Origin of the sequence: Mesorhizobium sp. C089B, assembly GCF_030323125.1 — a bacterium.
In the GTDB taxonomy this organism is placed as follows: Bacteria; Pseudomonadota; Alphaproteobacteria; order Rhizobiales; family Rhizobiaceae; genus Mesorhizobium.
Genome location: NZ_CP100469.1, coordinates 1,538,942 through 1,560,518, shown reverse-complemented (window position 1 = coordinate 1,560,518; position 21,577 = coordinate 1,538,942). Strand labels below are relative to the sequence as shown.

Genomic DNA, 21,577 nt, shown 5'->3' with positions numbered 1-21,577 from the left:
GTTTAGTCAGTGTCGGTGGTGCCGACCGCCAGGCCGTCTGTCAGATCGATGCCGAGAGCGGCAGTCGCCTGGTTGACGGTGTGGATGGTGGTCGCGTTGGTGCCGGTGGCGGTAACGATGACAATATCGTTCGCGCGCATGCCGAGCTTGAAGCCGTTGGTGAAATAGCCGTTGACGCGAACAGCAGTCGCGGCGTCGGCGCTTTCATATTTCCAAAAGCGGAACCCGGCGATGCCCTGAGAAATCAGGACCGGAGGCAGCGAGGTGGAGTAAGCCATTTTCAGACCTCCTTAGGCGATAGCCGAGCCATCGTGATTGATCACGACAACACCGCTGTTCTGGAGAAGCTTGGAGCCCATGAAGGCCGAGGTTCGAGCCCAGGAATAGGCCTGCTCGTTGTCCCAGCCGACTTCGGACTGAAGGTTGTCCTTGTCGACCGCGTGCCCGATGGCCGAACGGTGGAAGAGGAAACACTTCTCCGCGTTGGTCGTGGCGCCCGGAAGCTCCGAATGGATCATCCAGTTCGCATTTGCCCAGCGGAAGACCTTGCGCATCGGCCCGCCAGACAGCGGGCGATAGTCCACATAGTCACCCGAGGTGAACGCGGAATCGCGCATGAGATAGGCCCACATCGCAGGCGTGATGACGCCCCAAATGTTGTCAATCTCCTGCACAGGCACCTTGTTTTTGCCGAGAATGCCGAGCGCCTTGGTCACCACAGTCAGCGAGCCGGTGACGGCGGCGCCGGTCGTGTTGGTTGCGTTCGACAGTTCGGTCAGGATGTCCTGGTCGATCTGCCGGTTCATCACCTTCAGGGTGGTGTCCTGCATGATGCGCTTCTGGTCGCCCTGCGAAGCGAAGATATTGAACTCGGTCTTGCGAACGAGGTCATGCCACTCGGTGAGGATTGCCGAGAACGGATTGAGGTTGTCGGCACGAGCCGGGATCAAGCCGTTGACGCCACGCGTGACAGCCGTAGCGCCACCGGAATCGGCGACGAGGAAGACTGCCTCATTGCCCTTGCGAACGTGTTCCGTGGTGACGGCACGTCGAAGGTCGCTTTCGCCCTGCTCAAAGCCGGCGATGTATTCTTGCCTATATTGTTTCTGGAATGCCGTGTCGGCCATGGTCCAGATTCCTTCTATGGAGGGATCGGGAGCCGCAGGCAGGTTGTCCGCAGGCCAGTGTCGCGGGTTGTCCAGTGTTACCCGGAGCCGCTAAACCGCCCTTCGGCGCTGACGACGTGCTGTTTTTGGTGGAAACTCGCTTGACGGAGCCGCGTGGCGGGTTGGCCGTCAGATGGCGAGGATATCAGGCCTTCAACTTGTCTCTGGCCGTGATCAGTTTGCGGTAGCGCTCTTGCGCCCCGACATCTTTGTGCCAGGCGGTACGGTCTTCACCCATCCGCTTTTCCATGGCAGCGATTTCGCTGTGCAGACTTTCAACGGACGAGCCGCCGGCCGGCACAATGGTAGCCATCGGGTTTTCGGCGACAGCCTTTGCGGCGAAGAACCGGAGCGCGTCCGGGTGATTGCCGATTTTCCGACCGTCAGCCATCCGGCCGCCCATCAGGTTGTCAAATAATTCAGGGCTGACGCTCTCGAAATAGGGCCGCATCGCCGCGAAGTTGCCGGCATAGTCGCCTCCCCATTCCATTTTCAGATCCGCTTCGGCCGTTTTCTTGAAGTCGGCGTCAGCGGTCGCCTGTTGAAACTGCCCCTCTTCCTGAATCGCATAATACTCATCGACCATTTCGGCCATATCGGACGGCGCAATGCCCTTCTTGATGGCACGTTCAGCGAAGGCGGCAACCATCGGTTTGTCTTCGTCGCCGATCACTCGCTTGTCAGGCAGCACGATGGCCTTGACAAAGTCATCGACGGCATCAGGAATGTTGTTCGATTTGCGATAGGCCGCCCACTCTTCGTCGGTCGCCTTGTCGCCAGGCTTGCCCTTGGGCTTCAACCCTTCGGAAATCTTGCGTTGTGCCTCTTCCTGTGCCTGCAACAGCGCCTCAGGCGACGTGAAGCGCTTGAGCATGGCGAGCTTCTTTTCATCGCCCTTCGCCAGCTTGTCGCGCCAGTCTTTGCCGAAGGTTCCTTCCTCTTCGGTAGCGGCCGGCGTTTCCTTCGCAGGCGTCGCCGCCGGAGCGGCAGGCGCAGGCGTGGCGGCAGGAGCGGCTTTCGCCGGTTCGGAAGTCACAGGAGCCGGAGCAGATGCCCCCGCTTCAGCAGCACCCGGAGCGGGGTTTTCGGCCGTAGCCGCGCCCGCAAGAGTGTCATCGGCCATCAGGTGTTTCCTTTCGGTTTCCTCAGCAAATCGATTGGCGTGTTGACCAGCTTTAGGATCTGGTTGCCGACATTGCGCCGGCCGGTCAGGTGGTGACCGACGTCAGGTTGCCCGGGGACGAAGACTTCGTCGTATGTCATCGCCGCCTTGTGGACGATCCAGGCAATTGCCCGCTTCTGCTGTCCCTCAGAAGCATTCCCGGCAGCGAGTGCTTTGACCGCTGCGACATCGAGGTCATCGTATGTAGCTGGCGCCATCGGATTGAACCGCGGCGACCCGCTGCGCGCTGGGTGTTGCGTCATGCGGCTTGCGCGCCCTGCAGAGCCCGGACCATCGGAGCGGCCTTGCCAGCCACTTCAGCGGCGCCGCCGACGCTCGCAGCGACGCTTGCCGCTTGCGCGTCGGCCGCCATCTGGTCGGCCGCTTCCTTCATCATCTTGTCGTTGTTGAGCCATTCTTCCGGCCAGCCAGTGCGGCGCAGGAGGTCTTTGGCAATCGCCATGGCGTTCGGCAGCTTGGCAACCATCGGGTCGAGTGCAGCGGCTTCCTTCACCACGCCCAGGCCTTCGATAAGCTTCTGCTGCATGCCCTCGTCTTCCAGATCCTTGATCGGGCTCTTGAAAGAGAACTCCACACCGGAGCCCTTGAGTGCGTCCGGTATCTCATTGGCAGGGAACGCGCCGAGGGAGCGCATCACCTTGAACGTTTCCGCGCAGAGCGGTTCCGAATATTCGATTTCGACCGGCTCAAACATCGGGATGTGAGCCCGCATCTGTTGTTCGACCACCTTGCGGATTTGGTAGGCAGTCATGCCGGACGTGTCCGGGATCTGCACCTTGTCGGTCATGAAGCCCATGCGGATGGTCTGGTCGAGACGATCCGACATGTTCTGCCCGGCAGGCAGGCCCGAGAAGTCCAGTTGTAGAGGCCGCAGCGCTTCGCCCAGCCGCTCATCATACTCTTTGTCCAGCCAGGTAATGCCGCCGGCACCGAGGCCGATATCCGAGCGGATGACATCCATGGCCGCAATCATCGGCGGGTCGATCGCCTTTTCACCGGCTTCGAGCAGGATGCGTTCGATGGCCTGTTGCGTCCGGCTATCGGGCAGGATGATCGAGGTGAAGACAGAGCGAGCATATTGCGAACCGGAGACGGTAGGACCGCGAGGCACGATATAGCCGCGATAGGTGCGGCCGATGTTTTCGAGGACTTCGCCTTCGCAGTCGGGCAGCACCCACAGCGAAATGAACTCGTGTTCGGCCCGAACCGAGATGCCGGTAGCGTAAGACGCCGAAGGCACCACCACATGCCGGGCAGAGATTTTCTTGTAAGGGTCTTTCGCAGCGTCACGCGTCAGCGCCTCAGGCACCTTGCCAGGGAAAAGCTGCATGAGCTGGGTAATCGTCGGCTTGCAATTGCGGTGCACGTCCGACACCGAGCCGGCATAGTCTTCCGACCAGGCGCAGTCGCGCAGATGCCAGTTGCGATAGAACAGGTTGCGACGGTCAGACGTTGGCGTCACTTCGATAACCGCCTGCCCGAAGGTCAGGTGATCATGGTCCCCTGCTTCCGTCGCCTTGGTGAAGCCAGCGCCGTTGCGGTACATGACGGCGCGCTGCATAGCCGTGGCATATTCGAGCCATGCACGGGCGTCAGGCACCTTGTTGCGCGCATCATCGAGCGATTTGACTTCGAAGAAATCGGAAGGCCGCAGCATCGTGCGGTAGAGGTCGGCCATGTCGCGGCGATAGATGGCGGCACGAGACGAGAACGAGCCGGAAGCATAGTCAGAGCCGATGTTGAGCGGCCCGGTAAAGTCTGCCCGGTCGTAATAGAAATGCTCTGCCAGCTCCTGCCAATGGCTCAGCAGCGGCGTCTTCTCGCTGAAGAGCCGGTTGCCGTTGTCGACAATCGTTTGGACGGCGGCAGAGGTCGCGGTCATTTAGGCGCCGAGCTTGCCAACAGAACCGGTGAGATTGTCGGACATGATGGTCGAATCCCGACCACCGCGCGCCCGCATCTCTGCCATCTGGCGGCGCTTCTCAGCCAGGACGGCCGGGTCTTGCGCATCCGGCATACGAGCCGGCTCTTCCACTTTCGGAGCTTTGGGCTTGAACAGGCTTGCCATGGTCTTGGTCCTTTTCAGACGATGAGAGCGAGGAAGGCGGCGCCGATTGCCACCCAGGACAGCACCGCCAGGCAGACGTGAAGCACGGCAGCGCCAACGGTCCCGACATCGGAGAACTCTTCAGCCAGGAAGGCGAGCGCGCACGTGGTTGCGGCAAGGCCCCAGGCCCATAGATTGTTCAGATGGAGGCCGGCGGCAGCGATGATCAGCACCAGCACGGCGCCAGACGTGTTCTTGTTCATGGCGCGCCTCAGTTGTTCAGTTCATAGGCCAGGCCCTTGGCGTCCAGCGCCCGGCCGTTGAGCCCATAAAGAACCGACACAGCACCACCGCCGCGCTCTGCCCGGATCAGGCCGAAGCGGGCTTCCCCGAACGCCTTGCCGGCCAGGGCGAGCGATGCTGCAGCCTGCTTTTCTGTGATCGAGCCGCGCGTTGCGCCCTTCGGCGGCTTCGGAACCTTGATCGAGTCTTCGAATGTCATCGTCTGCCTGCCTTCTGTTGGGAGTAGCCGACCTTGACTTGCGGCAGCCGGCCGCCGAGTGCCGCGTCATGCATCTTGCGGATTGCCAGTTTCGAGCCTTCCGACCACGACATGACGGTTGCATCGCCACGGTCAGGAGAGCGGCCGAGCCGGACCTTGATGTCGTCTTTGCTTTCGATTTGAACCTTTGCCGTACCCACCGGCTTCCACCGGATGGCGATCAGATCGGCGAGCAGCAGCGGGTCAGGTGGCAGAGCTATGGGCGAACCGCCCTCTTGCGACGGGTCTAGAGCCTCACGGAACCGCCAATGCGCTTCAGCCCGCTTGTTGAGGAAATGCCATTGCCCATCGGCTGACTTCGCCGTGGACGTGTGGGAGGCGTTGTAGCCCGAGACAGCGACACCGTTGTCCTTCAGGAAAGTGACAGCACCACCGCCATACCCGCCGCCGACATCGACAATGACGCCGGCACCGTCGCGGCGAACTCCGAAGACCATGGCGCCGATCGATGGACCGTCTGGCGTTTCCTTCCCAGGCTTCACCACCAGGGGCGCGAACCATGTCCCGTAGCGTGGCGCTATGGTCGATTCGTCAGCGCCACCTTGCGCCACGTCGACACCCAGCGCCGTCATCTGCAGGCCCTTGAACCCGTCAGGCTTCCATCGAGCTTGAGCAGCCTTGACCCATTCACCGGGCAGCAGTTGCCATTCGTCATCGGCGCGGCCGGCTTGGAAATCGCCATAGAGCAGTTGCGACCGGAGCGGTTCGGGCAGGCTTTGCAGCTTGGCCTTGTAATCCGTGTCGCGCAGGTAAGGATTGTCATCGAGGCTTGCCGGGATGAATGTCCGCGACATCGCCTGATATTGTTCACCGCCCCGCTCATAGTCGCCAGGACCGTCGACCCATTCAGTGACGCCGCCGACCACGATGGCCCAGCGCAGTTCACCAGGCATTGCCCGGTTCGGATAGTTCGGATCGAGCCAGGGCGCGAACTCTTCAATTAGCCAGAGGCCATCGCCACCACGCGGAGGGTTTGAACCGAGGATGACGCGGCAGCGCTGCCCTTCCCTGGTCGACCGCAGCCAGCCAATGAGCGAGAACACTTGTTCCCGGAGGAATTCGCCTGCCTCATCGAATGCGAGGTAATCCCGCGCGTTGCCGGCATATTTGCGCCAGTCGTCGGGTTGCTTCAGGCCGGCGAACTTGAGACGACCGCCACCATTGAGGCGCCAGACGTTTTCGTTGCCGCCGACAAACTCACCGTGACCGGCCAGGATTTCCCGCGAGAACTCAATCAGCCCGTCGAGCTGAGTTGCCTCACGGCGCAGGATCAGGCTGGAATGGTGTTCATTGGCCGCAGCGCCCACTTCGAGCGCAGACTTGCCGCCGCCGGCTTGCCCACCGTAGAGCAGGATATCGGCCAGGCTTTGGAGCGCCGCAGTTTGAGGCCCAGGGTTAGGCAGGAAGGGCTTGTCCAGCTCAGCCGCGACTTGCGCAACCAGTTCGGCCCGGTCTTCCGTTGATAGCTTGGCAATGACGGCTTCGAGCGAGCGAAGATCCAGCCCGCTATCCATTGCCCTCTTTCATGCCCTTGGCGAGGATCAGCGCCACAGCCTTTGCCAGCTTGCGCGGCGAATGGTCGGCAGGCATCAGGTCTTTGCCATCCTTGCCGGTCAGTTCGGCCTTCTCAATCAGCAGGCCATGCAGCTTTGCCTTGCCGAGCGTGGCAGAGACGGCAGCAGAGGCGCCCTTCGGTTCGGCCATCGCCTTGGCGCGGGCTGATTCCAGCTCATCAGTGAGCGTTCCGACCGATACCATGAGCAGTTCGCGGGCTTCGGCCTGAAGGTCTTTGACCCTTGCTTTAACCTTGCTGTCAGCCAGGAGGCGCGAGGCGTTCGACCAAACCGTCTCTGGCTTCGTGTCGGCGCCCACATCGTAGGACAGCCGATAGGCCTTGGAGCCGTTCCCTGTCTCGACATATGCGGCAGCGAAAGCTTCCTGTTGGGCGGTCAGCTCAGGCATCTTCGCCTTGGGAGATGACAGCAGCGAGCGCTTCGAGGACTTCAGCTTGCGTCTTGCGCTTGGCGATCGACACAGCCAGGGCGAGTTTCTGGCGCGTGTCTTCCTGCAGTGCCTTGATTGTTGCCGGCGGAAGCTTCAGGCGGCGCTTGTCGAGATAGTTCATGCTCGCGCCCTCCCCGCTGAAACGTTCGGTAACGTGACGTAACGTTACATAACGCGTGACGGTCACGTGACGCGTTGACGGCTCACGTGAGGTCACGTGACCAACGTTTGCAAACAGCAGCTAACGTTTGTTTTGTGGAATATGTCCCGGAGCGCAGGGGCGGCGAAATCTTGCCCCCGCATCGGCCCGGCGAGTGATCCGAAGATCCCGCTCAGTCAGCCGCAAATCGCCTATGTGTGGTATTACGCTACCTTCGCCAGATTTTCAAGGTCTACCGATGTTGGCACCGAGCGGCCGAAGATCGAAACCAGCACCTTGGCCTTCCGGTTATCCTTCACCGCGTCAATGAGGCCTTCGAGCCCGAGGAATTGCCCTTCGGCGATCCGCACCTTGTCCCCGGCACGGAGCCGGTAGCCATGTTCCCGCGTCTCATCGAAGGCGCCGCTATCCACCGCCCGGCGAATCCGTACGACCACATCGTCATTGACCGGCACGGGGAAGCCCTGGACGCGCAGCACCTTGTTGACCCCATCTATGTCGCCCAGCTCAGAGCAGCGGTCAGGTGACGCCAGGCGCACGAACCCGTAGCGGACGAAGAGGGCGAAGTCTTTCATCACCCATTTCTTGGTCCGATGGTGTTTGATTTCCTTCCGCCAGAACGGCCAGAAAACATCGTAGCCGGCGCGCACAAGCTCGTCCCTCGCCTTCCGTTCGGCCGAGGGCGCCGATTCCACCACGTACCAGAGGTTAGCTTGCGCGCGCTGGTTCATTCGTCGCCTTCCTTGTCGGGAGCCCGCCAATAGTTTTTGTATGGCTTTGGCTTAGGGAGGAACTTGCCGCCTCGATACTCGTAGGCGCCGCCCTCTTCGGCCAGCCAGATGGCGTTTGCCATGCGGTGCTTGCTCAGCTTGATGCCGATCGGGCGGTATTCCATCACGTCCCAATAGTTTGCCATCAGCGAAGGAGGATCTATGCGATACCACCGGCCGAGATGCCGAAAGAACCGTTGAAAACCTAGCGTTGTGAGATTGCTTAGGCGCATCTCGCAAATCATGCCGTCTTCGACCGCTTCGCGGACCGGACGCCAAGGGTTTTCCTTCTCGCTCTTTTCGCGAGCCCGCCGCTCATCAATGGTCATGGCCACCGCCTTGAGCGAGGTAGTCTTCTACACTCACCCGCCGAACGGTTGACGCGGCGCCGAATGAACCGAGGCTCTTACCGGGGTAGCGGTTTTCCTTCGCTTGTCGCGGCAACTGGTGCTGAAGGCGCAAGACGCCCTGAAGCTTCTGCAGTTCGGGGAAGAGCGGAGAACGCCGGTCGATCGGCATCTTCACCTTGCGAGCGCTCATCAGGCGTTGTGTGAGGTAGAGCGCTTGGCGTTCGGTCTTCAGGTTATCGACATCGACGCCCTGTCGTTTCAGCCAGTCACGCAGCGGGTATAGGCCTTCCGGCCATTCATAGGCGCGCGCCCTCATGCCGCGTCCCCTTCGTTCGGAAGGTAACGACGGGCCAGAGTTAGGAACACCTCTTGGCCGAAGGCCAGCAGTATGTCGTCTGCTTCAGCCTGGGAGACACCTTGGGCGCTCATCCCGAGGCGCTTGGCCTTGATCAGCCGCCGCCAGTAGGCATCGGCCGCACGGCCATCGAGCCCGGCCAGGGCGGCCACAACTTCCTTGACGGCGCCGTCAGACTTGGCGAGCGGAAACGGAACAATGCTGGACATCGGCACCCCCGATTTGGTTGGTGTAATGTTATCACATTTGGCTTCTGACCCCAACATTTTATGCCCCCTGATTTTTCATGGCGGCGACTACGGCGACAGCGTCATCGACTACAACCACGCCATCGGCAGACAGCCGCGCACCGGGCAATTTGTTGTTGCGGGCTTCTGCCATTATCTGGCCGAGCGGCCGGCTATCTGCCCTATGACGAACCCACAGCCCTGGGACAGTATCAGGCGCCGAAAGGTCGCCGACCGTTCCCCGAATAGTCGCCGAATGCTCATGTTCCACAGGTGGGAATAAAGTAAGCATTACACCTCCCCCTCCCCGTTATGGTGAGGAAGACAGAGCTTGTAGATGTGAGGCTGTCGCCTCTTGCTGACGCTATCGAAGTGCCCGCGACGGACCAAAGCCAAAAGGTTGACCTCGATCAAGGTCAGGATATCGCGGTAAATCCGGCTTTTGCTCTGGTTTGGGAGGTGGCCTTTGGCAATCAAACCCTCCGCCACGACAGTAAAAAAAATTTCGTGTCGATGACCATGGGTTTGGCTGAGGACCATATAGAGCAGCGCTGCATCGTCGCCCTTTTTGTGGCCCGCCAGGGCAGCGGTCGCCGACCGGTTGATGGCGAAGGTTGAGTTGCGGCCGCCCCACAGATAGAGCTTCTCGCGGTGGCGCCATGCCCACTTGGCTTTTGCCCGGACCTCAGCATTCGAAACTCCCTCCGGGTTTTCGCATTCCAGATCCCGGTAAGCACAAAGCTCTTCGAAAACTTCGGCCTCGCTGTCGGCCACAAGAGCGAGCTCAATACCGCGCCGATACAGATGGCGGTCACGTGTGCCTTCCTCTGCCCTTTTGGAGTCCCGCTCCCAAAGCGGCGGCGTTGCCTGGAAAATCGGCAAGCGCGCGGCGAAGCCGAGCGGCGAGCCAGCCGTCTGATAGACCTTGCCATTATCCGGCCTCACTGAATCCGGGCCGACGACAAACGAGCCGGCGCCAGTCTTGAAGTCGATCGAGATATCCGGCAGGCGGACCTTCGGCGGCACATAGAACCCGGCCTTGAACCAATAGTGCAGTCCGCGCGTCGTGCGGGTCATGAATGGCGAGAGGCCGAAGTGCTGTTCGACGTAGTTGCGGGTGGCGGTGTTGTCCGTATCGCAGTCGACCACGACCAGGCCTTCCAGCCGGATGCCGTACATCTGCGAGCCGCGCTTCTGCATCAACTCAATGGAGGTTTTAACCGAGCAGCCGCGAGCTGCCGACCAGTTCGCAATCAACGGTTTCTTGCCGTCCGGCCCGTCGCCGAGCGGGAGGAGCTTGTAGCCCGCGCTGCCGAGGCGGGCGATTGTCTCGACATAGCGAGACGCGGCGACTTCCGGCGCCGCCGGCTGTTTCTGAAAATCGGCCGCAGCGCTCATGCAGCGGCGCTCATGTCGTCAAGGATGGTCACATCGGTTTCGAGGCAATACCGAGAATGTGAGCCAGAAAATTCGCCGCCGTGGCTTTCGCGAGGCGATGAAATGGTTAGGCCGGCTCGCCGACACATCATGACGTAATGCGAAATTCTGACGCCGGCCGGCAGCTCGATCGTGGTGACGCCACGCTTGCCGGCTTTCACCAGCTCCCGAAGCATCCAAGCGGGGCGGCCTTCGAGTTTGATGATGCGCCCATCGGGCTCGATACAGACTGTGACTGTGGACTTCTTGGCCGTCAGGCCATTTTGTGAATTAACGCGAGGCTGTTCGCCTGCTATGTCGTGCATTGTCTGGTTCCTTTTTCAGATCCCTGGGGAGGGGTTTCGAAAACTTAGGTGGCAGATTGGCTTGAGCGGTTTGCAGACCGCTCAAGCTCCCCTCGCCGAACCCGGCTGAGGATTTCCTTTTGGAAGACTATCGAGCCATTTGTCAGCATCGACCTTGCGCACAAGGACCTTCCTTGTGCCCGCACGGCGGGTCTCCAACAGACCAAGCTTGATCTGCTCATAAACGAACGATCTGCCGAGACCGTACGCGGCACACAGGTGCCGGATGGTAAAGGCGTGTGGCGTTACTTCCATTCCGTCTAATCTCCTTCTTGGTTCACGACGCATTAGCTCGGATTACAGTGGACATAATACACCCTGCGTTGACTCGCTGTCGAACCCTGAAGCGAGTGTTCACAATTATTTTGCGCCGGGCAATTATCTCCGTTTTTCCAATAAGTTAGGTCTCAAAACAGGGTACTTTTCCACAGGTTATCCCCAAAGGATTTGTTCCCCTTTGGTTCTGACCTTTACCCACGGTAAAGTGGCGTCGGGAAATCCCCGATTTTCCACCCTCCCAGGCATGCAATGAAGTATGAGGAAAGCCGCTGCGCCCCACGCAGCTATCACGGCACCGCACAGCCGCGAATCTTGGTCCTCAGACCTTTTCCCTCGAAACCAGATAAGTATGTGCTTAGTGATTCCGCGGGTCAAGAGTCCCGGACGTACGTTAACAGGCGAAAGCGGATGCTGCTGACTCTGTGCCCGTCAGCAGGGTTTAAGCGACGATGCGGAGATTGATCTTGCCTGTGGCGCCTAGATAGTTCGACCAAGCTGCCATTAACTTTCGCCGCTTTTCCAAGGCATCGGAACGCCGATAGGCATTCTCCACCGCGTCGCCTGTCTTGTGCGCGAGCGCGGCTTCAGCCACTTCACGCGGGAAGCTGGTGTTGTCGCCAGCCCAATCCCTGAAAGCCGACCGGAAACCATGTGGCGTGTACTGCCCGACTTCCATGCGACGCATCTGCATCGTCATCGCCATGACCGAGAGCGGGCCGAGGTTGCCGCGCCGATCCTCACTCGGGAAAACATAGCCGTCATCGGATAGCCGCGCCTCATAGAGCGGCATCAGGATCGTCATGGCGGCATCGGTCAAGGGAACACGATGCACCTTGCGCGCCTTCATGCGCGCCGCCGGCACCGTCCAGAGCTTTTCGGCCAGATCCAGTTCCGGCCATTTCATGCCGAGGACTTCGCCCGAGCGCGCGGCCGTCAGGATCAGAAAGTCCAGCGCCTTCGCAGACAGGGCTTCAGATGCCCTCAGGCGCTTCGCGAACGCCGGCACGTCGCCATAAGCCATCGCGCTGTGATGCCCGCGTGACAGCTTCTGTCCCTTCGCCAGCAGGTGTTGAAGATGGCCGCGCCACAATGCAGGGTTTTCGCCCGATCGATGACCCGAGGCCTTGGCGAAGTCCAGCACCCGTTCAATCCTGCCGCGCAGTCTTTGCGCCGTTTCCGGTTTCTTTTGCCAGACGGGTTTCAGGATTTCGAGAACATCGGCGGTGGTTACCTTGTCGACCGGCTTTTTCAGGATCGGCTTGCAGTAGGCTTCGCCCAGGGTCATTTCCCATTGCGCCTTGTGCTTGGGATTCGACCAGCTCTTGCCGACTTCGGCAATGAAGTCTGCAGCGCATTCGGCAAAGGTCGGCACTTCGGCCTTGGCTTCCGGGTCGATTGGTTCGAGGCCGCGCCGCAGACGGTCGCGACAGTCGGTCGCCGCGATCCGGGCATCCTTCAAGGAAACGGAGGGATAGGAGCCGAGCCCGGCTTCCTTCCATGCGCGGTCGGCGCCAGAGCCCTTGAAGTGAATGAAGGCCCAGGACTTGGTCCCCTCCTTCTTGACGCGCAAGTAGAGCCCGCCCCCGTCGCTATACCGACCAGCCTTCAGGTCTTTCTTTCGGATGGTCGTTTCGGCGAGCAGATTGAGCGAGCGAACCATTTCCCAGCAACTCCGTGCCTAACTTCGATGCGCGATGTTAGCGGATTGCACCGGATAGCAGCAAACGAAGAATGCCGAAAAGCCAAGGGAATCAACGCTTATTTCATACCCCGGCAAACACCAGCGGACGTGGGTTTAGAAGACACTCCCTCCGCCAGATATTTGGCTACCGTGCTGAATTGCCTCTGTATTTTCAAAGAGGGCCAAATCTTTCCTAAGTTATTCCTAACTTCCTAAAACGAAGAAGCCTGCCACCGTGAGGCAGCGGGCCAGCGTGAGCGCAAACGTTGCGCCAGCCTCAGGATCAACGTTCGTCCTGGCGGTAGAGCCGTTTGGTCGCGCGGTCGCTTTCCATGCGTTCTGCAGGACCACGGTGGCGTCGGGTCATAAGAACGTATGCCATCAATAGGGCCAGCAACAGTGGCCCACCAGCAACGACGATCAACCACATCACACTTTCAAACATGAGGCATCTCCTTCACGTCACAACCGTCAAGGAGAAGAACCGTTCCGTTCAAAGTTACAGCAACACCAGCACCTCCTGCGACTGAGGGCCGTTTTCCCATGTGACCGTTTCGGAAATCCGGGCTCCGCTGCAACAAAAGGCTGCGGCTGCACGTTGCGGTTGATCATTCAACCAGGAGCAAAGCAAATGGCCGACGACAAAACGAAGACGGACTTCCGCGATCGGGACCGCGTCTCTGCCGATGAGGATTATGAAGTCGAGTATTTCGCCACCAAGGCCGGCATCACCCCGCAGCAGGTCAAGGAATTGATCGCGAAACACGGCAACCGACGCGAGACGCTGGAGCGGGAAGCGAAGGCTCTGGGGAGCGGTAGGTAGGCCGGCATGCCAGAGTACCAGGTGGAAGAGTGGCATGGAGAGGAGTGTGTCTCAACTCAGGCCACGAGCGCCGATGATCCGTTATCTGCGGTAGAGAAGGTCACGGGCCAAAGGGTGTCGCCTAGAGCGCTTCAGGAGCATTGGTTTCGTGTGGTCGATGAAGATGCGCGAAGCACGCATGAATTCAGCCTTGAGGACGGCGGCCCGGCTGGAGATTTTGCAAAATAGCCATGACCAGAATCTCGGACCTGCATTGGGACCAACGCTGCAGATAGGCGAGAAAGGTGCAGCCGCCGGGCGGACCCGACGGCTTATCGTCGATTGGATCGCTGCCGCCGCATGGGGCCTTAAGGCGCGGCCGGCGCCAGTTTGGCGGCTACTTGGTCGATCTTGTCGGCAAGTACGCTATTGGCCCAATCTGTCACCTCAGGGTCAACGGGCTTGTTGGCCATTTGGGCAAGGGCTGCATCGATCGATGGGACGTTGGCAGCGGCAGCTGTGGCGGCGGTCTGAGCAGCGGCCGCATCCTGGGTGGCGTCATCGAGCGCTGCCTGTGCTGCATCGAGGTCGGCCTGCGTCGGGACATCTTCGGGCGGGGTATTCGGGTCAGCCGCTTTCGCATTCAGCGCGTCGAGCGCCGCTTTGGCGTCGGCAACCGCCTGATTAGCGGCATCGAGCGCCGATTGAGCGTTCTTGGCTATTGCCGACTGTGTCACAAAAGCCTGCACGCCAGCGAAGTTCTTGCTCTTGGAGTGCATAAAGGCGTTGGCGTTGCGCTGCAGTGAGTTCAATCGGCCCAGCTTGGCATGGATATTCTTTTCCTTGGACACTGAACCGGTAGCGGCCTTGGCGACCTGGCCCTTGGCGGATGCCGACTTGCCGAGCGAACCGCCGCCTCCGCCATTGCCGCCAGCATTACCGTTTCCTCCGCTATTGCCACTGCCATTGCCGTTACCGTTACCATTGCCATGGCCGTTACCATGGCCGTTGCCACCAGCAGCAGCCAGGGCCGGCGACACCAGAAGCGAGAACACCGCAAATGCAGCAAAAAGGGTCTTTCGGGATGTCATAACTACCTCCGAGATTGCCACCGCCACTAACCGCTATAGCGGGCAACATGAGGAATCGCTAACACAAAGGGTAAACTTAGATATAGCTGTGCTTTCATTGCGAGAACGAAGCGGTCGGCCGGCGAAACGCCAACCAGCATAACTCTTTGAAATTGCTGAAGTAGATCACCCTCCTTGGAACCGGCCGGCCTTCCGAACTCAAAGGTCCTAGACCGCTCGGACCAAGGTCTTAAGCCGTGGTTTCGGCCGCGACTCAGAAGTCGTGACGGCGCGGCGACCTTCGGTAGTCGGCACCTATCGGCCTGAGGCCGAGCTCGACACCGATCCGCTGCAGTGTTCCCAAACACCGCCTAAGTGGTTGTATTCCCTGTCTTTTGATATAAGCGCTAGTCTGAGGTAAAATTTCGACCGGCATCTGGCGGGCTTACGTTATGCAGCATCGAACGTTCTTTGGCGGCAAGGTCACCGAGATCCCCACTTCGTTACATTGCGATCCCAGGGGAATGCTGACCGCTATCGAGTTCAGCGGTTACAATTTCCAAGCCGTGCGGGCGTTCGTCGTCACCGCGCCGCGCGGCACGTCGCGGGGGGGACATGCACACGGCTCGGGCCGGCAATTGATGATGCAGCTGTCGGGCGAGATCGGCATCGAATTTCGCTACCAGGAACGGATCGAACGGCTGACGCTTACCGCATCGAACCGCGCGGTGCTGGTCGACGCCCCGGTGTGGGCGCTGCAGACCTATGAAGGCGAGAACCCGTCTTTGCTGGTTTTCTGCGATACCGAATACGACCCTAAAGACTACGTCTCGTATCCCTGATGACAATCGTCAGGAAAGGAGAGGCCGCGATGCGCGCCAGGACATGACAGCGCCTCGCGGCAGAATGGCTATTCTCGGCGCCGGCATCATGGGCGCCAGCCTCGCTCTCATGATGGCCCGCAGAGGCTACGCGGTGTCCCTCTTCGACAAGAAGAGCGAGCCGATGGCCTGCGCCAGCCGTTGGAACGAGGGCAAGATTCATCTCGGCTATCTCTACGGGAACGATCCCTCGCTGCTGACCGCCCGGCATCTGCTTTCGGGAGGACTGTGTTTCGGCAGGCTTGTTTCCGAGCTGATCGGAAGCAATCTGGAAGCGCACACGACCTTTTCGGAAGACCTTTATCTGGTCCATCGCAACTCGATCGTCGCTGCCGAGGCGCTGGGGGCGATCTTTGAACGTGTGGATGTATTGGTGCGCAGCCACGCTGACGCCACCAGCTACCTTGCCGACGTATCGGCGGCGCGATCGAATCGGCTTTCCAAAACTGAATTGGCCGATGTCACCAACTCGGACCAGATCGTCGGCGGCTTCCAGGTGCCGGAGCGATCCATCAACACGCGATGGGTTGCCGACCGGCTTTGCGCCGTGCTTCGGGGTGCGGCGGCCAAAGTCCTGTCGGCAAAGCCGGTGGACGGAATTGACGGGAAATGGCGCGTGGCGGTCGCAGGCGAGAAAAGCGAGGCGTTCGACATTGTCGTCAATTGCCTATGGGAGGGGCGGCTGGCTGTCGACCGCACGGCCGGCATCGAGCCGGTTCCCGGATGGTCGCACCGCTACCGGCTTTGCCTGTTCGGCCGCACCAGCCAGCCTGTCGATGTGCCGTGCGCGGTCGTCGCCCTTGGCCCATTCGGCGACATAAAAAACTATAACGGGCGCAACTTCTATCTCTCCTGGTATCCGAGCGGGTTGCTTGCGGAGAGTGGCGAATTGTCGATCGAAACGCCACAAGCGCTCGATGCCGACGCACGACAGCGGTTCATCGGCGACGTTCGCGCCACGCTCACTCGGTTGGTGCCCGTTGTTTCCAGCATGTTCGACGATGCCGAGGAGCTTGAGGTACGCGGCGGCTTCGTGTTTGCGCAAGGGCGTGGTTCGCTCAGCGACCCGAAAGCCACGATCCATCGCCGCGACCAATTCGGGGTCAACCGCCTGGGCAACTACATCTCGGTCGACACAGGTAATATTCGACGGCGCCGTGGCTTGCCGACAGGCTGGCGCGGCAAATCTGCGGGATCGAGTGAATGGGTGAGACAGAACAGGGCGGCGCGAAGCAGGTAGCGCAGAAACAAGTCGAGCTTCGATCCGGCTGGCGGCCGAAGGTCACCGCGCTGGTGCCATGCTACAATTCGGCGGCATTCATTTCGCGTACGCTGGACAGCCTCGCCGCGCAGACCTGGGACAATATCGAGATCCTGGTCGGCGAGGACAATTCGACCGACGCGACATTCGAGATCGTTTCAGCCTTCGCCAGCGGCCGCGACGATGTCCGAATCCTGCGCCGGGACAAAAACCTGGGATGGCTGAAGAACTCCAACGATCTGATGGCCAATGCCAGCGGCGAATTGATGTTCTTTGCCTTCCATGACGACGTCATCGATCCAAACTATATCGAGGCGCTGGTGCGGGCGCTCGATGCCAATCCCGAGGCCGTACTGTCGTTCAGCGATGTCGAAGTGATCGAAGTCAGAGGCGAAAGTGCCACGTGGAAGTTCGACCTGCTAGAGGGCTTGCAGGACGGTTTTGCGCGTGGCCGGGTGATGGCGCGCCAGCCGCATGGATGGTGGGTTCCCAATCGTGGGATATTCAGGGCCTGGGCGTTCCACCGTAGCGGCGGGATCAAGCCCAACACCCAAGGCGAATTCAGCGCCGACTGGACCTGGCTTCTGCATCTGTCGCTGCTCGGCGGCTTTGTCCGCGTGCCGCAAGTGCTCTGCCACAAATACTATCGGGCGGGCAGCATCAGCCGGCGCTGGGAACGCAACAGCACCCAACGAAGGGCATTGAGGGCGGCGGGGATAAGGGAGGTCTGGCACAGCGAGGCCGGCCTTGCACAGAGAACCTTCCTCGCTGCCTATATCGCCTTGCGGCCGTGGCGGTGGCTGCCGCGATCGCGAGAAGCGGAAAGACGGGGAAACAGGCAATCGGTGCATGGCAGCCCGGACAATTAAGAATGGCGCCGGCGACGTGTCAAAGCGGCTGCGTCAAGACACCCTGCCCGGCCAACGACGATTTCCGCGCATATCCGGCTGCCCCAAAATGGCACTCCGGTTGATTTTTCACGCGAGTTATGGTCGTTCTCCCGCCCATGAAAAAACTATTCCTTGCGGCGCTGGCCTCGGTGACGCTGGCCTGGCCCGCCCACGCGATGGACGCCGCCCTGCGCGCCGGCCTGCTGAAACTCGACCCGGAGACCCGGCTGGAGCAGAGATGCGACGCCGAAGTGCTCGACCGCATCAGCCATGACGACCACAAGTACAAGGCAGACCGCGTCGTCGCCTACGCCTTCGCGACGCCGGAAATGAAAGCCGATGTCATCCGCAGCCCGGGTGCTGCCTTCCGCAGCAAGGGACAGTGGTACCGGCTGAAGTTCAAATGCGAGACGGCGCCGGACCATATGGAGGTTCTGCAGTTCCGTTACCGCATCGGCGACGAGATTCCAGAAGCCGACTGGGCGAAGTACAATCTCTACGACTGAATTCGCTGCGACCAGAATTCTCTCTGGCAGAACGACCTTCCCTATTCCCGTGGCTTTCAGCGTCGGCCGTTAGAGCGGTTCAGCTTTTTATGGAGCAGCTGACCCACTCTAACTCTTTGTTTTTGCATAATTCCCGACGGAAAACCGCTACGCACTTTTCCTGGAATTGCGCCGGCAGTCTCTTGACGCGCGGGAACCATACACGTTAGGGCGTCGGCATATCCGACGACGAACACGCCGATACAGCAAGGGGCTCCGGTCGATGGACATTTTCAGCGCTGCAAGCATGACGGCCCTCCTCCAGGTCATCGCCATCGATCTGGTGCTTGCCGGCGACAATGCCATCGTCATCGGCCTTGCCGCCGCCGGCCTGCCGGTCGAGCAGCGCAAGAAAGCCATCCTGATCGGCGTGTTGGCAGCGACGGTGCTGCGCATCCTGTTTGCCGCCGTCACCGTCAAGCTTCTTGCCATTGTCGGCCTGCTGCTGGCCGGCGGCATCCTTTTGTTGTGGGTGTGCTGGAAGATGTGGCGCGAGCTGCGGACGTCGCATGCCGACGAGTTCGAGGCGACCGAGGCGCTGTCCGATTCCGACCTCAACAGCGACAGAACGGTGGGTGGCAAGGCGCCGCGCAAGACGCTCGGCCAGGCGGCCCTGCAGATCGTCGTCGCCGATGTTTCGATGTCGCTGGACAATGTGCTGGCGGTCGCCGGTGCGGCGCGCGATCATTTTCCCGTGCTTGTCATAGGCCTGGTGCTGTCGATCGCCTTGATGGGCTTGGCCGCGAGCTTCATTGCCAAGCTGCTGCATCGCCACCGCTGGATCGCCTATGTCGGCTTGCTGATCATTCTCTACGTCGCGATCGATATGGTCTATCGCGGCGTTGTCGAGGTCTGGCCGCATGTCAGTCCTGTGGTGAGCTGACGCTGCCGGTCCCACAGCTTCTGTAGCAGCATGGGTATCTGCCGGAGGCAGTGGTCGCGTTCGCCGCAGCCGCTGCCCATACCAATGCCGCAATAAGTGTGGTACTGGCCGCCGATCCCGAAAAACCCGGATGTTTTCTCATGTCTGCGCCTCGCGTCAGTTTCGTCAGCCTTGGATGCCCGAAGGCGCTTGTGGATTCCGAGCGCATCATCACGCGCCTGCGCGCCGAAGGCTATGAGATCGCACGCAAGCATGACGGCGCCGACCTTGTCGTCGTCAACACCTGCGGCTTTCTCGACTCAGCCCGCGACGAATCGCTCAACGCCATTGGTTCGGCGCTTTCGGAAAACGGCCGGGTGATCGTCACCGGCTGCCTCGGCGCCGAGCCGGACGTCATCCGAGAGAAGCACCCCAACGTCCTCGCCATCACCGGCCCGCAGGCCTATGAGAGCGTGATGGCCGCGGTGCATGAGGCGGCGCCGCCCAGCCACGATCCCTATATCGACCTTCTGCCGCCGCAAGGCGTCAAGCTGACGCCGCGCCACTACGCCTATCTCAAGATTTCCGAAGGCTGCAACAACCGCTGCACCTTCTGCATCATTCCCGCACTGCGCGGCGACCTCGTCTCGCGCCCGGCGGCCGATGTGCTGCGCGAGGCCGAGAAGCTGGCCAAGGCCGGGGTCAAGGAATTGCTGGTCATCTCGCAGGACACCAGCGCCTACGGCATCGACATCAAGTACCAGACGTCGATGTTCGGCGACCGCGAAGTGCGGGCGAAATTCCTCGACCTGTCGGAGGAGCTGGGCAAGCTCGGCATCTGGGTACGCATGCACTATGTCTACCCCTACCCGCATGTCGCCGATGTCATCCCGCTGATGGCGGATGGAAAAATCCTTCCTTATCTGGACATCCCCTTCCAGCACGCCTCGCCGCAGGTGCTGAAGAACATGCGCCGTCCAGCCCATGGCGAAAAGACGCTGGAGCGCATTCGCGGCTGGCGCGAGGTGTGCCCGGATCTGGCGATACGCTCGACATTCATCGTCGGTTTCCCCGACGAGACCGACGAGGATTTCGAGATGCTGCTCGACTGGCTGGACGAGGCCAGGATCGATCGCGCCGGCTGCTTTAAATACGAGCCGGTCCGCGGCGCCCGCTCCAACGATCTCGGCCTCGAACAGGTGCCGCAGGAGATCAAGGAAGCGCGCTGGCATCGCTTCATGCAGCGCCAGCAGAAGATCTCGGCGACGCAGCTGGCCAAGAAGGTCGGCAAGCGCCTGCCGGTGCTGATCGACGAGGCGCATGGCACGTCTGCCAAGGGCCGGACAAAATACGACGCGCCCGAGATCGACGGTTCGGTGCATATCCAGTCGCGCCGCCCGCTGCGCCAAGGCGACATCGTCACGGTCAAGATCGACCGCGCCGACGCCTACGACCTTTACGGCTCGGCGGTTTAGAAAATTACCAAAAAGGGCGCCTCCCGGCGCCCTCGGATTTTTGGCACAGCCCTCGGCGCGGTTTCGCGGTCGAAGCGTGCAGTCCGCGAAATGAAAAGGGGCGCCGCGCGGCGCCCCTTCTCTTTTGCGTTTCCGATACTTACTGCGGCAACTTGTCGTCGACGCCCTTCACATAGAAGTTCATGCCGAGCAGCGTGCCGTCGTCGGCGACTTCGCCGTCCTTGAGCCACGGCGTGCCGTCCTGCTTGGCGACCGGTCCGGTGAAGGGGTTCCAGCCATCTGCGATTTTCTTGGCGGTTGCCTCGGCCATCGCCTTAACATCGTCCGGCATGTTGGTGAAGGGCGCCAGCTTGACGGCGCCGTCCTTGATGCCGAGCCAGACATTGTCCGGCTTCCAGGTGCCGTCGAGCGCTGCCTGGACGCGGCTGATGTAGTACGGCCCCCATTCGTCCGTCAGCGAGGTCAGCTGCGCGTTCGGCGCGAACTTGATCATGTCGGAGGACTGGCCGAAGCCGTGCAGCTTGCGCTCTTCCGCCACCTGCAGTGCCGCAGTGGAATCCGTGTGCTGGACGATGATGTCGGCGCCCTGGTCGAACAGCGCCTTGGCCGCGTCGGCTTCCTTGCCCGGATCGAACCAGGAGTTCACCCAGACGATCTTGGCCTTGAAGTTCGGGTTGACCGATTGCGCGCCGAGCATGAAGGAGTTGATGCCCATCACCACTTCGGGGATCGGGAAAGAAACGATATAGCCGGCGACCCCTGCCTTCGATTCCTTGGCGGCGATCTGGCCGAGCACGTAGCGGCCTTCATAGAAGCGCGCATTGTAGATGCCGAGATTGTCAGCGGTCTTGTAGCCGGTGGCGTGCTCGAACATCACTTTGGGGAACTTCTTGGCGACCTTCACTTCCGGGTCCATGAAGCCGAAAGAGGTGCCGAAGATGATCTTGCAGCCTTCGCGCGCCAGACGCTCGAAAGCGCGGTCGGCATCGGGACCTTCCGAGACGTTCTCGAGATAGGCGGTTTCGACCTTGTCGCCGAGCGCCTTCTCCACCTCGAGGCGGCCTTGGTCGTGCTGGTAGGAATAGCCGAAATCGCCGATCGGGCCGGTGTAGACCCAGCATGCCTTCAACTTGTCGGCGGCCTGTGCGGACGCCGCCAGTGACATGGCGGCGGTCGTGGTCATCAACGCGATAAGCAGTTTTTTCATTGTGTTACCTCTCTGAGTT

General features: G+C 60.7%; 29 protein-coding genes. 8 read left to right on the top strand and 21 right to left on the bottom strand.

Going from position 1 to position 21,577, the window contains the following annotated elements:
- Positions 1-2: 2 nt before the first annotated feature.
- From NLY44_RS07855 to NLY44_RS07785, 15 genes are all read right to left on the bottom strand, one after another.
- Positions 3-278, bottom strand: a complete 276-nt coding sequence (locus NLY44_RS07855; RefSeq protein WP_023805201.1) for a hypothetical protein — start codon at positions 276-278, stop codon at positions 3-5.
- Between the two features lie 12 nt (positions 279-290).
- Positions 291-1,127 carry a phage capsid protein gene (locus tag NLY44_RS07850; protein WP_023805200.1) on the bottom strand — a complete coding sequence of 279 codons (837 nt, stop codon included), beginning with the start codon at positions 1,125-1,127 and terminating at the stop codon, positions 291-293.
- A gap of 184 nt (positions 1,128-1,311) precedes the next feature.
- Positions 1,312-2,289 carry a hypothetical protein gene (locus NLY44_RS07845; RefSeq protein WP_156940991.1) on the bottom strand — a complete coding sequence of 326 codons (978 nt, stop codon included), beginning with the start codon at positions 2,287-2,289 and terminating at the stop codon, positions 1,312-1,314.
- Complete coding sequence (locus NLY44_RS07840; protein ID WP_156940990.1) at positions 2,289-2,546, bottom strand: hypothetical protein; 258 nt, start codon at positions 2,544-2,546, stop codon at positions 2,289-2,291. The genes NLY44_RS07845 and NLY44_RS07840 overlap by 1 nt, the downstream gene beginning before the upstream one ends.
- A gap of 41 nt (positions 2,547-2,587) precedes the next feature.
- Entirely contained in the window at positions 2,588-4,231 is a 1,644-nt protein-coding gene (locus NLY44_RS07835; RefSeq protein ID WP_023805197.1) for a portal protein, read from the bottom strand.
- Positions 4,232-4,417, bottom strand: a complete 186-nt coding sequence (locus tag NLY44_RS07830; RefSeq protein ID WP_023805196.1) for a hypothetical protein — start codon at positions 4,415-4,417, stop codon at positions 4,232-4,234.
- Between the two features lie 14 nt (positions 4,418-4,431).
- On the bottom strand, positions 4,432-4,659 hold the full coding sequence (locus NLY44_RS07825) for a hypothetical protein (protein ID WP_023805195.1): 228 nt from the start codon (positions 4,657-4,659) through the stop codon (positions 4,432-4,434).
- An 8-nt stretch (positions 4,660-4,667) separates the two neighbouring features.
- Positions 4,668-4,898 carry a hypothetical protein gene (locus tag NLY44_RS07820; protein WP_023805194.1) on the bottom strand — a complete coding sequence of 77 codons (231 nt, stop codon included), beginning with the start codon at positions 4,896-4,898 and terminating at the stop codon, positions 4,668-4,670.
- The gene (locus tag NLY44_RS07815; RefSeq protein ID WP_023805193.1) at positions 4,895-6,472 is read right to left on the bottom strand and encodes a terminase large subunit domain-containing protein; all 1,578 of its coding nucleotides are present in this window, start codon (positions 6,470-6,472) and stop codon (positions 4,895-4,897) included. Before NLY44_RS07815 ends, NLY44_RS07820 begins: the two co-directional genes overlap by 4 nt.
- Positions 6,465-6,920, bottom strand: coding sequence for a terminase small subunit (locus NLY44_RS07810; RefSeq protein WP_023805192.1), 456 nt, complete (start codon positions 6,918-6,920; stop codon positions 6,465-6,467). Before NLY44_RS07810 ends, NLY44_RS07815 begins: the two co-directional genes overlap by 8 nt.
- On the bottom strand, positions 6,913-7,083 hold the full coding sequence (locus NLY44_RS07805; protein WP_023805191.1) for a hypothetical protein: 171 nt from the start codon (positions 7,081-7,083) through the stop codon (positions 6,913-6,915). The genes NLY44_RS07810 and NLY44_RS07805 overlap by 8 nt, the downstream gene beginning before the upstream one ends.
- Before the next feature lie 242 nt (positions 7,084-7,325).
- Positions 7,326-7,853, bottom strand: a complete 528-nt coding sequence (nusG, locus tag NLY44_RS07800) for a transcription termination/antitermination protein NusG (protein WP_023805190.1) — start codon at positions 7,851-7,853, stop codon at positions 7,326-7,328.
- Positions 7,850-8,221, bottom strand: a complete 372-nt coding sequence (locus NLY44_RS07795; protein ID WP_023805189.1) for a hypothetical protein — start codon at positions 8,219-8,221, stop codon at positions 7,850-7,852. Before NLY44_RS07795 ends, nusG begins: the two co-directional genes overlap by 4 nt.
- Positions 8,211-8,558, bottom strand: a complete 348-nt coding sequence (locus tag NLY44_RS07790) for a hypothetical protein (RefSeq protein WP_023805188.1) — start codon at positions 8,556-8,558, stop codon at positions 8,211-8,213. Before NLY44_RS07790 ends, NLY44_RS07795 begins: the two co-directional genes overlap by 11 nt.
- Complete coding sequence (locus NLY44_RS07785) at positions 8,555-8,806, bottom strand: DUF6074 family protein (protein ID WP_023805187.1); 252 nt, start codon at positions 8,804-8,806, stop codon at positions 8,555-8,557. The genes NLY44_RS07790 and NLY44_RS07785 overlap by 4 nt, the downstream gene beginning before the upstream one ends.
- Between NLY44_RS07785 and NLY44_RS07780 the strand changes: the two genes are divergently transcribed.
- Complete coding sequence (locus NLY44_RS07780) at positions 8,796-9,107, top strand: hypothetical protein (protein ID WP_023805186.1); 312 nt, start codon at positions 8,796-8,798, stop codon at positions 9,105-9,107. The two genes, NLY44_RS07785 and NLY44_RS07780, sit on opposite strands and share 11 nt — an antisense overlap.
- Before the next feature lie 8 nt (positions 9,108-9,115).
- Here NLY44_RS07780 and NLY44_RS07775 read toward each other — a convergent pair whose 3' ends face one another.
- The 4 genes from NLY44_RS07775 to NLY44_RS07760 form a co-directional block, all read right to left on the bottom strand.
- Positions 9,116-10,222: a bifunctional DNA primase/polymerase gene (locus NLY44_RS07775; protein ID WP_023805185.1), complete on the bottom strand. Its 1,107-nt coding sequence runs from the start codon at positions 10,220-10,222 to the stop codon at positions 9,116-9,118.
- On the bottom strand, positions 10,219-10,566 hold the full coding sequence (locus NLY44_RS07770) for a winged helix domain-containing protein (protein ID WP_023805184.1): 348 nt from the start codon (positions 10,564-10,566) through the stop codon (positions 10,219-10,221). The genes NLY44_RS07775 and NLY44_RS07770 overlap by 4 nt, the downstream gene beginning before the upstream one ends.
- A 757-nt stretch (positions 10,567-11,323) precedes the next feature.
- Positions 11,324-12,544, bottom strand: a complete 1,221-nt coding sequence (locus NLY44_RS07765; protein ID WP_023805183.1) for a tyrosine-type recombinase/integrase — start codon at positions 12,542-12,544, stop codon at positions 11,324-11,326.
- Between the two features lie 304 nt (positions 12,545-12,848).
- The gene (locus NLY44_RS07760) at positions 12,849-13,010 is read right to left on the bottom strand and encodes a hypothetical protein (RefSeq protein WP_023691300.1); all 162 of its coding nucleotides are present in this window, start codon (positions 13,008-13,010) and stop codon (positions 12,849-12,851) included.
- Positions 13,011-13,196: 186 nt separating this feature from the next.
- Between NLY44_RS07760 and NLY44_RS07755 the strand changes: the two genes are divergently transcribed.
- On the top strand, positions 13,197-13,388 hold the full coding sequence (locus NLY44_RS07755) for a DUF3606 domain-containing protein (protein ID WP_023668952.1): 192 nt from the start codon (positions 13,197-13,199) through the stop codon (positions 13,386-13,388).
- Between the two features lie 347 nt (positions 13,389-13,735).
- Here NLY44_RS07755 and NLY44_RS07750 read toward each other — a convergent pair whose 3' ends face one another.
- Complete coding sequence (locus NLY44_RS07750; RefSeq protein WP_023805182.1) at positions 13,736-14,458, bottom strand: hypothetical protein; 723 nt, start codon at positions 14,456-14,458, stop codon at positions 13,736-13,738.
- Between the two features lie 431 nt (positions 14,459-14,889).
- Here NLY44_RS07750 and NLY44_RS07745 point away from each other — a divergent pair, with 431 nt between their 5' ends.
- The 6 genes from NLY44_RS07745 (at position 14,890) to rimO (ending at position 20,351) form a co-directional block, all read left to right on the top strand.
- Positions 14,890-15,279, top strand: coding sequence for a sugar 3,4-ketoisomerase (locus NLY44_RS07745; protein WP_023805181.1), 390 nt, complete (start codon positions 14,890-14,892; stop codon positions 15,277-15,279).
- Positions 15,280-15,343: 64 nt separating this feature from the next.
- A complete protein-coding gene (locus tag NLY44_RS07740) occupies positions 15,344-16,558 on the top strand; it encodes an FAD-dependent oxidoreductase (RefSeq protein ID WP_023805180.1) in 1,215 nt (404 codons plus the stop codon).
- Entirely contained in the window at positions 16,522-17,448 is a 927-nt protein-coding gene (locus NLY44_RS07735; RefSeq protein WP_023805179.1) for a glycosyltransferase family 2 protein, read from the top strand. The genes NLY44_RS07740 and NLY44_RS07735 overlap by 37 nt, the downstream gene beginning before the upstream one ends.
- Positions 17,449-17,567: 119 nt before the next feature.
- The gene (locus tag NLY44_RS07730; protein ID WP_032904882.1) at positions 17,568-17,975 is read left to right on the top strand and encodes a DUF930 domain-containing protein; all 408 of its coding nucleotides are present in this window, start codon (positions 17,568-17,570) and stop codon (positions 17,973-17,975) included.
- A 262-nt stretch (positions 17,976-18,237) separates the two neighbouring features.
- A complete protein-coding gene (locus tag NLY44_RS07725) occupies positions 18,238-18,897 on the top strand; it encodes a TerC family protein (RefSeq protein WP_023668959.1) in 660 nt (219 codons plus the stop codon).
- A gap of 140 nt (positions 18,898-19,037) precedes the next feature.
- Positions 19,038-20,351, top strand: coding sequence for a 30S ribosomal protein S12 methylthiotransferase RimO (gene rimO, locus NLY44_RS07720; protein ID WP_023688481.1), 1,314 nt, complete (start codon positions 19,038-19,040; stop codon positions 20,349-20,351).
- 139 nt (positions 20,352-20,490) lie between these two features.
- Here rimO and NLY44_RS07715 read toward each other — a convergent pair whose 3' ends face one another.
- Positions 20,491-21,558 carry a BMP family ABC transporter substrate-binding protein gene (locus NLY44_RS07715; protein ID WP_023682527.1) on the bottom strand — a complete coding sequence of 356 codons (1,068 nt, stop codon included), beginning with the start codon at positions 21,556-21,558 and terminating at the stop codon, positions 20,491-20,493.
- Between the last annotated feature and the right edge of the window lie 19 nt (positions 21,559-21,577).